Origin of the sequence: Paenarthrobacter sp. 4246 (assembly GCF_040546855.1) — a bacterium.
Lineage (GTDB): Bacteria > Actinomycetota > Actinomycetes > Actinomycetales > Micrococcaceae > Arthrobacter.
In genome coordinates this window covers 14,551-28,862 of sequence record NZ_JBEPOP010000008.1, presented here as the reverse complement: position 1 = coordinate 28,862, position 14,312 = coordinate 14,551, and the positions used below count along the sequence as shown (strand labels likewise).

General features: G+C 64.3%; 15 protein-coding genes and 1 pseudogene. 9 read left to right on the top strand and 7 right to left on the bottom strand.

Going from position 1 to position 14,312, the window contains the following annotated elements; all coding sequences use genetic code 11:
* Nucleotides 1–54: 54 nt before the first annotated feature.
* The 5 genes and pseudogenes from ABIE35_RS15540 (at nt 55) to ABIE35_RS15520 (ending at nt 6,004) form a co-directional block, all read left to right on the top strand.
* Entirely contained in the window at nt 55–1,509 is a 1,455-nt protein-coding gene (locus ABIE35_RS15540; RefSeq protein ID WP_354516274.1) for a purine-cytosine permease family protein, read from the top strand.
* Nucleotides 1,506–2,732, top strand: a complete 1,227-nt coding sequence (locus ABIE35_RS15535) for a serine hydrolase domain-containing protein (RefSeq protein WP_354516272.1) — start codon at nt 1,506–1,508, stop codon at nt 2,730–2,732. The genes ABIE35_RS15540 and ABIE35_RS15535 overlap by 4 nt, the downstream gene beginning before the upstream one ends.
* Entirely contained in the window at nt 2,729–4,354 is a 1,626-nt protein-coding gene (locus ABIE35_RS15530) for an amidohydrolase (protein WP_354516270.1), read from the top strand. Before ABIE35_RS15535 ends, ABIE35_RS15530 begins: the two co-directional genes overlap by 4 nt.
* Before the next feature lie 63 nt (nt 4,355–4,417).
* A pseudogene (locus ABIE35_RS15525) lies at nt 4,418–5,242 on the top strand (alpha/beta fold hydrolase); the annotation flags it as partial.
* 168 nt (nt 5,243–5,410) lie between these two features.
* On the top strand, nt 5,411–6,004 hold the full coding sequence (locus ABIE35_RS15520; protein WP_354516569.1) for a histidine phosphatase family protein: 594 nt from the start codon (nt 5,411–5,413) through the stop codon (nt 6,002–6,004).
* Between the two features lie 89 nt (nt 6,005–6,093).
* Here ABIE35_RS15520 and ABIE35_RS15515 read toward each other — a convergent pair whose 3' ends face one another.
* The 5 genes from ABIE35_RS15515 to ABIE35_RS15495 form a co-directional block, all read right to left on the bottom strand.
* Entirely contained in the window at nt 6,094–6,345 is a 252-nt protein-coding gene (locus tag ABIE35_RS15515) for a hypothetical protein (protein WP_354516268.1), read from the bottom strand.
* Between the two features lie 17 nt (nt 6,346–6,362).
* Entirely contained in the window at nt 6,363–6,944 is a 582-nt protein-coding gene (locus tag ABIE35_RS15510; RefSeq protein WP_354516266.1) for a hypothetical protein, read from the bottom strand.
* Nucleotides 6,941–7,507: a hypothetical protein gene (locus tag ABIE35_RS15505; protein WP_354516264.1), complete on the bottom strand. Its 567-nt coding sequence runs from the start codon at nt 7,505–7,507 to the stop codon at nt 6,941–6,943. Before ABIE35_RS15505 ends, ABIE35_RS15510 begins: the two co-directional genes overlap by 4 nt.
* Before the next feature lie 167 nt (nt 7,508–7,674).
* On the bottom strand, nt 7,675–7,986 hold the full coding sequence (locus ABIE35_RS15500; RefSeq protein WP_354516263.1) for a hypothetical protein: 312 nt from the start codon (nt 7,984–7,986) through the stop codon (nt 7,675–7,677).
* 34 nt (nt 7,987–8,020) lie between these two features.
* Nucleotides 8,021–8,659: a TetR family transcriptional regulator gene (locus ABIE35_RS15495; protein WP_354516261.1), complete on the bottom strand. Its 639-nt coding sequence runs from the start codon at nt 8,657–8,659 to the stop codon at nt 8,021–8,023.
* Between the two features lie 113 nt (nt 8,660–8,772).
* On the opposite strand from ABIE35_RS15495, the gene ABIE35_RS15490 reads away from it, so the two are divergent.
* The 3 genes from ABIE35_RS15490 (at nt 8,773) to ABIE35_RS15480 (ending at nt 12,150) form a co-directional block, all read left to right on the top strand.
* Nucleotides 8,773–10,350 carry an APC family permease gene (locus ABIE35_RS15490; protein ID WP_354516260.1) on the top strand — a complete coding sequence of 526 codons (1,578 nt, stop codon included), beginning with the start codon at nt 8,773–8,775 and terminating at the stop codon, nt 10,348–10,350.
* Nucleotides 10,351–11,250 (top strand): carbon-nitrogen hydrolase family protein, encoded by a 900-nt coding sequence (locus ABIE35_RS15485; protein WP_354516258.1) that lies wholly within the window; start codon nt 10,351–10,353, stop codon nt 11,248–11,250.
* 102 nt (nt 11,251–11,352) lie between these two features.
* Nucleotides 11,353–12,150 carry a ZIP family metal transporter gene (locus tag ABIE35_RS15480; protein ID WP_354516256.1) on the top strand — a complete coding sequence of 266 codons (798 nt, stop codon included), beginning with the start codon at nt 11,353–11,355 and terminating at the stop codon, nt 12,148–12,150.
* 114 nt (nt 12,151–12,264) lie between these two features.
* On the opposite strand, the gene ABIE35_RS15475 is transcribed toward ABIE35_RS15480, so the two are convergent.
* Both ABIE35_RS15475 and ABIE35_RS15470 read right to left on the bottom strand, forming a co-directional pair.
* The gene (locus tag ABIE35_RS15475; protein WP_354516255.1) at nt 12,265–12,525 is read right to left on the bottom strand and encodes a DUF6458 family protein; all 261 of its coding nucleotides are present in this window, start codon (nt 12,523–12,525) and stop codon (nt 12,265–12,267) included.
* Nucleotides 12,526–12,645: 120 nt separating this feature from the next.
* Nucleotides 12,646–13,542, bottom strand: coding sequence for an SDR family oxidoreductase (locus ABIE35_RS15470; RefSeq protein ID WP_354516253.1), 897 nt, complete (start codon nt 13,540–13,542; stop codon nt 12,646–12,648).
* Nucleotides 13,543–13,673: 131 nt separating this feature from the next.
* Between ABIE35_RS15470 and ABIE35_RS15465 the strand changes: the two genes are divergently transcribed.
* Nucleotides 13,674–14,297 (top strand): helix-turn-helix domain-containing protein, encoded by a 624-nt coding sequence (locus tag ABIE35_RS15465; RefSeq protein WP_354516252.1) that lies wholly within the window; start codon nt 13,674–13,676, stop codon nt 14,295–14,297.
* The last annotated feature ends 15 nt before the right edge of the window (nt 14,298–14,312 follow it).

Here is a 14,312-nt window from a genome sequence, read left to right as displayed (position 1 = left end):
CAACGGCCCGGTATCCCATCGTCGTGAGCCGGACCTTGCCCGAGAGGAACAGCGTTGTCCCAGCCCCATGTCACCGATCCGGTCAGCTACCCGGAACCCCTTGCCCATCCCGAAACCCGCGGCATCGAACTCATCGAAGCCTCTGAACGGCACGGCCGCGCCCGCGACCTCTTCCCCGTGTGGGCGGCCCCCAACGTCAGCGTCCTGAATTTCACCGTGGGCGCCTCGCTGATCCTGCTCGGCCTGGAACTGTGGCAGGCCCTTCTGGTCATTGTTGCCGGCAGTCTCCCATGGATCCTCACCGGGATCGTGGCCACCAGCGGCCCGGCCGCAGGAACATCCGGCTCCGTCATCACCCGCGCCATTTACGGAATCCGCGGCAACAGGGTTGTCGTGGCTTTCTTCGGCTGGTTCATTTCCGCCGTCTTCCTGGCGCTTAACTGGCTCGCGTCCTCCTTCATGGGCGCTGAACTCCTGGCACAGCTTGGCTTCACGGATCCCGTAGCCGGCCCGGTGATCGTCACCATCGTCGTTGCCGCGGTTACCGTGCTGGTGGCTGTTTTCGGCCACAGCCTGATCCTTCGCAGCTACCCCGTAGTGGCCGCCGTGCTGCTGGCCATCTTCCTGCTGGTGACGGCATTCGTCCTGCCCCACGTGCAGTGGGGATACTCGGCCCCCGCGCCATTGGAAGGCGCGCCGTTGTGGTCCGCCGTCACCATCGGATTCGCCATCCTGGCCTCCACACCCCTGTCCTACTCAAACAGCCCGGACTTGGCCCGCTACCTCCCGGAGACCACAAAGCGCTCACACATCATTGCGGCCACGGCCTTTGGCGGCGCCTTGCCCTGCATGTTCTTCACGGCCGTGGGAGCGTTGCTGGCCACCGGCATCAGCCCATCAGCCATGGACCTCGGCATCGAGTCGGCACTCCTGGCCCTGCTCCCTGCCTGGTTGGGACCAATCTTCGTGGTGGGGGTGATCATCAACACGATCTCGCTCAACGGCATGACCACGTACACCGCCAGCATGGCGTTTCAGTCCATCGGCGTCCCCATCCGGCGCATCCCGTCCGCAGTGGTGGTTGGAGCGATCGGCACCGCACTGACCATCTACCTCGTGATGTCCACCAGCCTCCTCGACGCCGTCAACCTGATGCTGCAACTGCTGGTCCTGATCTCCGGCCCCACCATGACCATCTTCGCCGTGGACGTCATCCTTCGCCGCAATCGCTACAAAGGCGAAGACCTCTTCAACGAAAAACCGGGTGGTCCGTTCTGGTACAGCCGCGGCTGGCATATCCCCGGCTTGCTCGCGGTGGTCCTCGGCGCTGCCGTGGCTTCACTCTTCCTCACCAACGCCGTATTCACCGGAGCAATCTCGGCAGCCATGGGCTTCCTGGATCTGTCCGTGCCCGTTTCCATGATCGTCACCGCCGGCGTGTACGTCGCCTTGAACCCCTCCCTGCGCCGCAGCACCACACCATCCGTCATCCAAGGAGCACACGCATGACCGCCCCCACCGGCCGCCACCCTTCCCGCTATCCCGGCGCCACCGGCCAGCCGACGCTGGACACCTGGCAGGAAGGACCGCACAACCGTTGGACGTTCGCGCACCTTGGCGAGATAGTCCCGACGGCGGCAGTTTCCCGCCGCCTCCCAGACAACTCCGCTGCGGCTGCTGGCAGCTTGAACGGCCTGGGTCTCCCGGGCCTGAAGCGCCGGCTCGACGAGACCTATACCGATGCCTTCCTGGTCCTGCACCGCAACCAGGTCATCGCAGAGTACTACCGCCCCGGTTTCGCGCCGGATGACCTGCACCTGGTGATGAGCGTTTCCAAGTCCATGTGCGGCCTGGTGGTGGGGGCCTTGATTGATGCCGGCGGGATCGTCCCGTCCGCCCGCGTGGTGGACTACGTCCCCGAACTTGCCGGCTCTGCCTACGACGGTCCCACCATCCAGCACGTGCTGGATATGGCCATCCACCTCAACTACAGCGAGGACTATGTGGATCCAGCCTCCGAGGTTCAGACCCATGACCGCTCCGCAGGGTGGCGCACCCGCCGCCCCGAGGACCCCCAGGACACCTACGCGTTCCTGACCACAATCACCGGCAACGGTACAGTGTCCGAATTCCAGTACTGCTCGGCCAACACCGACGTCCTGGCCTGGGTCATCGAGCGCGTCACAGGGCTGCGCTACTCCGAGGCGCTGTCCACGTATCTGTGGTCCAAGCTTGACGCAGACCAGGATGCCACCATCACCGTGGATTCCGCCGGGTTCGGCTTCGCGAACGGCGGGGTCTCCTGCACCGCCCGGGACCTCGCCCGGGTGGGGCAGTTAATGCTCGACGACGGCAAAGGCCCGCTTGGCAGGGTGGTTTCCCCGGAGTGGGTGGGGAGCATCCTCAACGGCGGGGACCGTGAAGCCATGGCAGACTCCTCTTTCACCGCCATCCACCCGCACGGCTCCTACACCCGTCAGTGGTGGTGCACGGGCAACGAGCGCGGCAACGTCACTGGCATCGGAATCTACGGCCAATACCTCTGGATCGATCCGGGCACCGATACCGTGATCGTGAAGATGTCCACCTGGCCGGAGCCGGACAGCGAGCACCTCCACAAACTCCAAAACCAGTTGTTCATGGACGTGAGCCGCTCCCTGGACAGCCGGATTGCGGCCGAAGCAGCCGCCGCGGAAGAAACAGCACCCGAAAGCAAGGACAACGCAGCGTGACCACCCAGCTCTACACCAACGCCCGCATCTTCACCTCCGATACCCGCCGCTGGGCCGAGGCCCTCCTCGTCCAGGGCGAGCGCATCCTGTACGTCGGCGACGTCGATACCGCCGAGCGCCTTTGCCCGAATGCCGAGCGGGTCGACCTCGAGGGCCGCTTGGTGGTCCCAGGTTTCGTCGACGGCCACGCGCACGTGGTCGGCACTGGAGAGGCCCTGGGACAGGTCAGCCTGTGGGGCGCCAAGTCCGTGGAGGAGATCCAGCACCGCATCAAGGCAAGGGCCACCGAGCGCCCGGACGCTGACCGGATCCTGGCCACCGGCTGGCTGCACGGCGCCATTCCGGGCGGCGTGCCGGATGCGGCGATGCTGGATGCCGTAGTTCCAGACAAGCCCGTGTACGCCTTCGCCTACGACTTCCACTCCGTGTGGGTGAACACCGCGGCGCTGGCCGAACTCGGCATTGACCACCACACCGAGAACCCGCACGGCGGCACCATCAAGCGCGATTCCCGCGGGCACGCCACCGGCTACATCGACGAGAACGCTTTCTACGACATCGTGCTCCCCTATCTCGATGCCCAGCTCAGCGAAAACGAACACGAGGCCAGCATCGCCGCAGTCCAGCAGGCCTACCGCGAAACAGGCGTGACTACCGCCTGCGACATGGGCTTCAACGAGACCGACCTTGAGGCCTTTAAGCGTGCGGACAAAGACGGCACCCTGAGCAGCCGGCTCATCGCCTACTGGAGGGTGAACAACGCGGGATCGGCCGAGGAGAACATCGCCCAGGTCCAGCGGGCGGCCGCGCTCGCCGTCGAGCATGAATCTCCTTTCCTGAGCGTGGTGGGCATCAAGGTGATCATCGACGGCACCATCGATGGCTGCACTGCCACCCTCGGGATGCCCTACGCCGATGGTTCGAATGCGGAACCGATCTGGAGCCTTGCAGAACTCGCGCCTGTGGTTGCCGCGGCAGACGCTGCCGGTTTGAAAGTTGCCATGCACGCGATCGGCGATGAATCCGTGCGGATCGCCATCGGCGCCGTGGAACACGCAGTGGCGGAGAACGGCCCACGCGAACGCCGTCACCGCATTGAGCATCTGGAGTTGGTGGACAGGGCCGACGTCGATCGCCTCGCCGCACTGGGTATTACCGCGAGCATGCAACCGGTCCATGCTGATCCCGCCATCAGCGAAAACTGGTGCGCCAAGCTGGGCGATGACCGCGTGGAACGCGGCTTCCCGTGGCCTTGGATCACCGCTGCCGGCGCCCGGCTGGCTTTTGGCACGGACTCGCCCACCTCCCCGCACGCGCCGCTGCCCAACATGTACGTGGCCACCACGCGGGCCTCAGCCTTGGATGCCACGGCCGGAACCAACGTCCCGGACTTCGCCCTGCCACTGGCCGAATCGATCGAACACGCCACCCGTGATTCGGCCTGGACGTGCGGGGCGGAACACAACATCGGCCGCCTGGCTGCTGGGTTGTACGCGGACTTCGTGGTCTTGGACACCGACGTTTTCACTGCAGAAGCCCCGCGTGCGCTCCTGGACGCAAAGGTCCTGCGGACAGTGGTGGGCGGGCGCACGGTTTACGAACAGGACCCATCACTCGCCTGAAACCACCGCGCCGATCCAGAACGCCCGCTGCTCCGAATCACTGGCAAAGACCAGGAGCAGCGGGTGACCACGGAAGTTCAACAGGAAGCGTCCCTACCGGGCAGCGCAGTTTTTAGGCGGGAGGTGATTCCCACCCAACTGGGTCCGTGCGCTGTTCGCGTTCAGGAAGCCCCGAGGAGGCGTGACCACATCGCCGACGTCTACCTCCACGGCGCCGCGGGATCGTGGACAACCTTCCAACCACTGCTCCCCGGCTCCCCTGAACGCGACCAAATCCTCCTGGACCTGCCCGGCTGGGGTGACTCCACCGTAAATGCGCGGCTGGAGTCCGCTACCGTCGAGGCCATGGCGGGTGCCGTGGTCGAGGTTCTGGACAGCCTCGGTTACCGCACGTGGAACCTGGTGGGCCACTCCATGGGTGGCGTCATTGCCTTGCATCTTGCTTCGGCGTGGCCTGAACGAACACGCGGCGTTGCGGCGATTTCGCCCACGGCTTCCGGCGTTGCCCACTCTGTCCGGCATCCGTGGCGCGGGCTCGCGACGCTGCCGTGGTTCGTTGGAATGCTCCTCCTCATGCGCTCCACGGCAGCGCTGGGAAATTTCGGCGCGACCCTGATCCGCTGGGTGGGAAACACACCACTGATGCGGCTGCTGTTGTCGCCCCTCTTCGCGGACCCCGCGGCCATTCCGGCGGACGTCATCCGCGGGTTGGGACACAACGCCCGCCCACGTGCCTTCTGCGCAGCAACGCGGGCCGTGGCGCAGTACGACTTTGCCCAGTGGAACGGCATCAGGTGTCCCATCCTGGCAATCCGCGGGGACAGCGATGCGTTCACTCCCCCATCCGATCTTGATCAGCTGGCCTCCGCTGGGCTGCATGTCAGGACCATGACAGTGCCGGACTGCGGTCACTTCGCCATCGTCGAACAGCCCGCAGCCGTCAGGGAACTGCTGGACGAACTGCGGCAACGCTGGACGCCCGACGGCGACCTGCCGCCGTCGGGCGCCGCCCTACGTGACCTAGCGAACTGCGGTCGAGTGTGCCCGCAAGGCACAATGGAAGGCATGACCCTCACAACTTTCGCCCTCGTCCGCCATGGCCAGACCGACTGGAACGCGGAGCGCCGGTTGCAGGGGTCCACCGATATTCCGCTTAACGACGTCGGTCGCGGCCAGGCGCGCGAAGCCGTCGCCTTCCTGTCGGACCAGCCATGGGACGCCGTGGTGTCCTCGCCGTTGGGCCGCGCCGCCGAAACTGCGGAGATCATCGCCGCAGGGCTTGGTTTGAAGGTTGCCCGGCTGGTTCCTGAGCTCACGGAGCGCAGCTTTGGACCCGCCGAAGGGCTGCAGGCCGGCCCGGAGCTGGAGGCCCTGCGCATCCCGGGCGGTTTCCGCGGCGGCGAAAGCGACGAAGCCGCCGCCAATCGAGGAATCGCAGCGTTGGAAGAGCTTGCTCAAGAATTCGCCGGCAAGCGCGTCCTGGTGGTCGCGCACGGCACGTTGATCCGACTGACCCTCAGCCGCGCGATCGGGCGCACCCTGGACAGCGTCCAGAACGCGGTGCTTAACCTGGCCCACCACCACGTCACCGACGGCTGGCAGCTGGAGTACTTCAACGGCGAGCGCATCACGGCCGATATCGACGCCTGATTCCCAGCGTCCTGTCCAAGGAAAGGCGGCCGCCGGTGTCGGCGACCGCCTTCAACCTGCCGACGGCTGAACCCTCGGCAGTGTGCAGCTTAGTAGTTGTAGCCGAAGCTGCCGATGTACATCCGCTGGTATTTGTTCCAGTGGCACGGAGTAACCGCAGTTACCGACCCCCCATAAGCCTGAACCGCTGCACGGAGTTCTGCTGAACACGCAGCGTTGGTGGCCCTGACCACTTGGTAGGTGTTGTAATCAGCATGCGCCGGCGCGGCCATCACCAGCGCCCCTGCACTGAGGGAAATTCCCGCCACAGCTGTTGCAAGGACCGTATTGAGCTTTTTCATCGCTACCCCCTGTTGGATTACCTTGAACCTCCCACATTAGGGTCGCCTTCGATGCGACGGGAATGGGCAGAAGTCCCCTGCCCGCCGCTCAGCGCGGCTTCGAGCAGGCGGTCAAAGCTGGACAGTCCGTTGCGGGGAGCGACTGCCGTGATCATTGCGCGCCACGCCGCCGGAGCGTCTTCTTCGCGTGCCAGGACCCGCTGAACCTGCAGCCGCAGCCCCGGCACCCCGCTGACCGTGAGCGGCCACGACCCGCCGTTCCTGATGAGCCGGTTGAGTTGCTTCACCGAAAGCCCGCAGCGGGAGCTGCCCGTCACCTCATCGATGGTGTCATTGACCCTCTTGGCGACTTCCCGCATGAAGTTCCGCTGAGCCGCGATGACGGGAATCGTGAGGATACCCGCGAAGACCAGCGTGAACAGGGCGAGGGCTCCGATGCTTCTGAACGCCGGCATGAAGATCATCAGAAGCAGCCCCAACAGCACCCCCAGCACGCTGAAGATCACAAACTTGATGACTGGCTCGTCGCCCGATTTAATTTCCCACTGAACCACTGTGACCGTGTCCTTGGGGGATGGTGGTTGCGCTGTATCTTTCATGGTCGGGGTCCCTTCACTTCCATGAGCGCTTCGGCCAGGACGACCGCTTGGCGGGCTTGCCTCAGATCGCTGAGCAATCCAGGATCCGGGGTTGTTGCGCCGGCGCCGCTTGCGCCGGCAAGCTCATAGAGGGCGCTCTTCAGGTTGTGTCGGTCTTGCGACGCTGCACGGGACGCTTTCAGTTTTGCCCTGCCGGCCTCCAGCTCACCCAATGACTGGTGGATGGCGTCGCGGTGGTCTTGCAGCAGGTGCAGCTTTTCGGTGATGCGCGCTGTCTGTGCGTGGTGAAGTGCCACCATTTTTACAGCTGTAGCGTGGAGTTCACGCAGAGCGGTGTATGTCTCCGGTTCGCCTGTCCAGCGGTCAAGTTCCAGGGCGACCCTGGTCCGGCGTTGCTCCCATTTCAAGGAAGCACCCTGGTACTTCTCCACGAGCAACGAGACCGCACCGAGTGCCCGAATGACGGATCGGAGCCGGGTCTTCAGACGGGCCGCTGCGTCGTCCAACCTCTCGATGAAGGCAGCGTAATTGTCCGGGGGCGGAAATTTGTCCTCTGGGTTCATGGGCTACCCGCCCAGCCCATCCATGATGCTGCGTCTTCCCGCAGGAAGGCCCGGTCCCGCCCACTGAAGCGGGAGCCCGGAAAGGAAAACGCTCCCCAAACGCCCATGTCATGAGGATAGAGGCTTCAGGCCGACTGTCATAGGCCCCCGCTGGCGTTTATCCAGGCCTACGCCTGTGGCTGGCCGGAGCCTTCCTGCTTGGCGCCAAGCCGCGCCTTCAGCCGCTCAGCGAAATCAGCATAGGCGGCGGCGATCTCTTCGAGGTCCACTGTTTGGGGGAAGTCGATCACAGGCTGGTGCTCGGCCAAGTACGACGTGGTTTCTTCAACAATGAGCTGCTCGTCGAAGCCTCCCAGACCAGCCTCAGCAAGGAACTCCGGGTTGGTGTGGACCAACGACTCCCCGGTTTGGCCCTCCGAGGCCCAGCGCACCAAGTATTCGTTCTGATTGACCAATTCAATTTCGAATGACTTCTCCATGGCAGCAGCCTAACGCCGGAATCACCGTTCGCCGTTACGTGGCCGGTGCCGACCGGGCGCCCATGTGCTCCAGCAGCGCCTCAGCCGGCAGGCCCAGGAGTGCGGCTGCGAGGCACCCCATCAGGTCCAACACGTACTCACTGCCGGCACTCCCTGCCAGGACATCCATCACCAGCCCGTCTTCCTGGGCAACCAGGGTCCGGGCGATCTTGGCCGGGTCCAGAAGGGGAGAGAACTCGCCGGAGCGGGTTCCGGCGTCGATGATGTCGCGGTAGATGCGTTCCTGGGCGCTGGTGAGCTCGTCCTGAATGCGCCGCTGCTCGGGGTCGCGAAGCATGTGTGGCCAGTATTCGTAGAGGATCCGGGAGACGTCGTCGTCCAGCCCGGCAGTAGTGCCCGCACACATGATGGCGGCGAGCCGCGCTGTCTGGCTCATGTCAGGGTCAACAGATTCGGCGAGTTTCTCAAGAAATCTGCCAGAGGAAGCCCGCACGGCAGCAGCGATGATCTCGGCATGGCTGCCGAAGTAGTAAAGCACAGCGTTCGCGGCCATGCCGGCTTCGGCTGCGATGGCGCGCAGGGTAGCCCCTTCAGCGCCGTCGCGCGCAGCTACGGCCTGGGCAGCGGCCACGATTTCCTGACGGCGGATTTCCTTCTTGTCTACCTTGGCCACTACTGCTCCCCCGTGAGCTTGTGAAGATACCTGTTGACATTGACTCTAGACGGGTATTGAATGGCATTCAAATTTGAATGTGATTCAAATTACTGATTCAACGAGGAGTCTCCGTGTCACTTCCCCCAACCCCGCCCATAGCCACCCAAGAACCAATCCCCACGAACCAGTCCTCCAAAGGCCTCAAAGCCGGGTCCATCGGCATCGGCCCCACAGTGGCCCTTGGCCTGGCCGCCGTCGCCCCTGCCTACAGCTTGGCTGTGACGCTGGGCTTCGTGGTTCTTGCCGTAGGACAGAGCACCCCGGCCGCCTTCCTGCTGGGATTTGTGCCGATCCTTTTCACCGCACTCGCCTTCCGGGACCTCAACCGGGAAATGCCCGACTGCGGTGGCGTTTTCGTCTGGATCACCCGCGTCTTCGGGCCTGCTGCCGGATGGTTCCTCGGAGGCTGGGTACCGCAGATGGCCACCTTTATTGCGGGTGCCGCCGTGGCCCAAGTCGCCACCACCTACCTGCTCACCTTCTTCGGGTTGGCAGCGATCGCCGCAGAACCCCTGGCCGTAGCGGCCATCGCGTGCGGGCTGATCATCCTGAGTGCATGGATCGCCGCAAGGGGAATCGAACTCTCCGCCTGGGTCCAGTACGCGCTGATTGGCCTCCAGTTGGTGGCACTCGGCGGATTCTGCGTCGCGGCCTTCACCGCCATGGCCACGGGAACCTCCCCCGGAACGGCAGAAGGGGGCGCAGACAAGCCAAGCCTGGAGTGGTTCAACCCCTTTGCCTCGGGCGACATGTCCGGGCTCGTGTCCGGCGTCATCCTGTGCCTGTTCATTTACTGGGGCTGGGATGCCTTGATAGCCGTGAACGAAGAGACCACCGACCGCAAGGGAACGCCCGGAAAGGCGGTTGTCATCACTACCGTCATCCTGCTGTTCTCCTACGTCGTGACAGCCACCGCCGCCGTCGGATTTGCAGGAACGGCCAGCATCACTGATCCCGAAACCGTCTCCGACGTCCTCTCGGTCCTCGGCCCGCAGGCGACAGGCGACGTGTTTGGCCAGGTCATCGTCCTTGCAGTGGGCCTGTCCGCGTTGGCGGCGTTGTTGACAGTAGCCGTCAGCACGCCCCGGACGTGGCTCAGCATGGGCAGCTATGGAGCGCTCCCCAAGGCGACCACGAAGATGCACCCCAAGCGGGGCACTCCCACCACCTCCATCGCTTGGTGGGCGGCCATCACCATGACCATTACTTTGGGATTGACAGCAATCAGCGCCGATTTCATCGGCTTGGCCATCCTCTCGGTGGGCCTGATGATCGCTGCGTACTATGCGGCCACAGCCCTGGCCTCCGTGGTGTACTTCGCCCCGCAGATGCGCGCTTCTGTATCGGCGCTCATCCTGAAGGGCATCCTCCCCGGTCTCGGCGCACTCTTGATGATCGGAGCGTTCGCGTACAGCGCCGTGGACATGCTGTCCCCTGAGTACGCGGGACTGTCCTGGCTTGGCATCGGCTCGGTGTTCTGGATCGGGATCGGCGCCCTGTCCTTGGGCTTGATGGTTACCGCGATCCTGAGGACCAGACCGGGCCTCTTCTTTTCCGGCAAATCCATCCCGCGCGGAAACGTCACTACCCGCAACCAACTTCCATCCATTCTCAGCAACGAAACCCACAGCAACGAAACCGAGGCATAAATGCGCATCCTGTCCATTGCAGCAATCCAGACCAACCCCGTCCCCCACGACCTCGAGGCCACATGGACCCGGTTCGAAGCCCAGGCCGCGTCAGCCAAGAAGCTCGGCCCTGATGTGGACGTCATCGTGGTTCCAGAATTGCTGCTTTCCGCTCCAGGCGAGTTCCTGCTCCCGGATCCAGAGGGCGAGACCCGTTCCGCCGCGCCCATCCCCAGCCCACTCACGGACCGCATTTCAGCATTGGCCCGCAGGCTTAACGTGTGGCTCATACCCGGCTCACTGCTGGAAACGGAGAACGGAAACACCTATAACACCGCCATCGCAGTGTCCCCGCAGGGCGAAATCGTGGCACGCTACCGGAAGCTCTTCCCTTGGCGCCCCTTCGAGACCACCACGCCCGGCGATTCCTTCGTCACGTTCGACATCCCGGGCTGCGGACGCATCGGCCTCGCGATCTGTTTCGACGGCAGCTTCCCCGAAGTTGCGCGGCAGTTGGCCTGGTTGGGTGCGGAGGTCATCATCCAGCCCACCCTCACCACTACCCGGGACCGGGCCATGGAAATCGTCATGTCCCAGGCCAACGCCTTTGCCAACCAGGTGTTCGTGGTGAACGTCAACGGAGCATCACCGTCGGGTGTGGGCGAGAGCGTCATCGTGGACCCCGAGGGCACCATCATGCAGCACGCCCAAGGCGGCGAAGAGACTCTGTTCGCCGTGCTGGACCTGGACCGCGTCACGCAGCTCCGCCGCTATGGAACCCACGGCATCAACCGCCCCTGGGCCCAGCTTCGGGACCAGGAAGGTTTGCTGTCCTTCCCTATGTTCGGCGGCGCCCACTTCCAGTCGCCGGCCTGGAGCGAGGATTCGCTGGGTGCGCGGCAGGGCAGCGGGACGGCCTGACCGCCCGCCCAAGGCAAGCAGCGTTCGACGGCGGGCTGCCGCCGTCGAACGCTGCTTTCCCACCCTGGAAAAGATCAGGTTACTTACTTATATAATGGCGTTGTGATGGCATCACTGTGGTTCGGATTGATTGCCTCCAGCGCCTTGGTGATAGGCGCACTGATCGGCGTGCGTTTCGAGCTGCCGAAGCGGCTCCTTGCCATCCTGCTGTCCTTCGCGGCGGGCTCCCTCATTACCGCCCTGGCGTTCGAGCTGTTCGAGGACGCCTACCAACAAGGCGGAATTGTGCGTGCGGCAGTGGGACTCCTCGCCGGGGCCATAGTGTTTACCGCACTCAGCGCCTTCCTGGATCGCCTGGCCCAACCCGGCCGCACATCGAAATCCAAACCTGCGGACGAAGTACAGGGCAGCACGAAGCTGGACACCGACGCCGCCGCGTCGGACAGGGCAGCCACCTCCGCCTCAACACGCGGAGCTGCCGGCATGGCATTGCTGGCCGCCGTAACCTTGGACGGAGTGCCGGAAAACGTGGCACTGGGCATCTCCCTGGAAGAAGGATCCGGCGGCCTGGCACTGCTGGCGGCCATCTTTGTGTCCAACCTCCCCGAAGCCTTGGTTGGCGCCTCGTCCATGCGCAGCCAGGGCCGAAAAGCCGGATCGGTCATGCTGCTCTGGAGTGTGTGCGCTGTGCTGCTGGTGGCAGCCGTGGTCCTCGGCGCCGGGCCACTCTCCTCCGCCGAACCCGCCACCATCTCCCTGCCGTTGGCGTTCGCCGCGGGCGCGGTGATCGCGTCGCTGGCGGACACCCTCATGCCCGAGGCCTACGAGCATGGCGGCCCAGCAGTGGCACTGAGCACGGCAGCGGGCTTCGTCCTTTCCTTCACTCTCTCACTTGTGTGAGCGGTGAGCGGCCGGACCGACGGCCGGCTGCCGACCGGACGGCCACGCAAGAAGCGCACGACGGCGGCAGTCCGTCGTCGTGCGCTTCTTCGTGTCCTGCCAGTACAGCGGCTGCTAAACCTCCGGGCGACGCTCGACAACTGTGTCAGGGGCGGCGCGCCGCTCGACCACTGTTTCAGGGGCAGTGCGGCGCTCGACGACCGTCCGGCGGGTCCTGTTGGACATGGCGATGGAGATGATGAGGCCGATGACGCCGACCACCATCAGAATGTAGCCCACCAGGACTTGGTCCAGGAAGGGAATGAGTCCAGGGGCGAGCGCGAAGGCCAAAATAGCGCCAATGGCAATCAGGGCAATGGAAGAACCAATTCTCATAGCGTGCTCCTCGTGTCCGTTCGGCGCGTGGTCAGGGATCGTCGGCCGAATCTATACAGTCAGCATACTTATGAACCACGGCTCCCACCAGCCATGTGCATGCCCCGGGCGGGCCCTGCTTCAGTGGCCGTAGCGTGCGGCCACCCGGGCAATGGCGTCCTCGGGAGTCGGCGCGGGCCCGAACACCTGCTCCTGGCGGGTGGTGTCCGCAACGTATTTGCCGGTCTCGAACCACGCCACCATGCTGGCCATATCGCCTACCAGCGGAAGGACTTTCGAGGTCGCCTTGCCGAGCCCGGCGATCGCGCCGGCGGGAATGGACATCACCTTGATCTGCCTGCCGGCCCGCTGCCCGGCAATGTCGGCGGCGTCCTGAATGCTGACGGGGCGGCTCCAGCCAACATCAATGTGCTCCCCCTCAACAATGTCCGCGTCAACGGCCTCCGCGAGGTACCGTGCGACGTCGCTGGCCAGGACAAAAGTGAGCCTGGCGTCTTTGGAGCCGAGCCATACAAAGCGGCCCTTGGCGAAGGGGTCGCCGCCCATCCCCACTGCCTGGTCAAAGAAAGCACCCGGGCGGAGGGCCACAAAGGGAACGCCGAGCTCACGGAACTTGTCCTCAGCCAGCTTCTTGTTCCAAAAATGCGGGATCTGTGGTGTTTGGTCGCTGGTGACAATGCTGATCAGCACAAAGCGGGGCACGCCGGAATACTTGGCGGCGACGGCCAGGTTGCTGTTGCCAAAGGTATCGATCGCCTGGGCGTTCTTGTCGTTGCGCGTATAGCCGGCCGCCGTCGAGACAACCGCCGAAACGCCCGTCATCGCGCCGATCAAGGAAGCTGCGTCCAACATGTCCCCCCGCACGATCTCAACTCCTTTGGCCTCGACCTTGGCGGCGTTGGACTTGGGCCTCACCAGGGCCCGGACTTTCTTGCCGAGCTTCAGAAGCTCATCCACCACTTGGCCACCAAGGAATCCCGTGGCACCAATAACAAGGACAGGAAGGTCTTCGGCCACGATTTCTCCTTTGGGTTTTGTTCCTAGGGTCAGTGGTAGCACGAGCGTCGGACGGCGACCAGTCCCCAGTTAGCGCCGCTCCGGACCCCGCGGATAAAGTTAGTGCACTGGAAGTGCAGTATGCTGCACTTATGGATGACAGCACCACCACCCTCTCTCTGGCCATCGGCATCCGGGTCAAGCAGGAGCGCCAAGCCCGCGGATGGACCCTGGACCAACTGGCCGAGGCTGCCGGGGTGAGCCGCCGGATGATCGTCAACGTGGAGCAAGGAGCAGCAAACCCCAGCATCGGAACACTGCTGCGGATCAGCGACACCCTGGGAGTTGGGCTCCCGGCCCTGGTGGAGTCCCCGCGCCCCAAGCCCGTCAAGATCACCCGCAGCGGCGAAGGCGCAACACTGTGGAGCAGCGAACAGGGCGGCCAGGGCATCCTGGTGGCCGGGACCGAATCACCGGACGTAGTGGAACTCTGGGACTGGAGCCTGGGCCCCGGCGACAGCCACGCCAGCGAGGCCCACACCGCGGGCACCAAGGAACTCCTGCAGGTTCAAGCCGGTGCGGTAACCGTAGATGCAGGGGAGCAGTCAGTCACCCTCGAGGTTGGCGACGCCATGACCTTCCCAGGCGACATCGCCCACTCCTATGCCAACCTTGGCGCGACGCCGGCCAGATTCATCCTTGCTGTTTTTGAGCCCGGCGTTGGATCAGGGCACCGGCAGAACACGGATCCCAGCGGCATGGAAATCAGCCAGTGAGCACCCGCAAAGGTG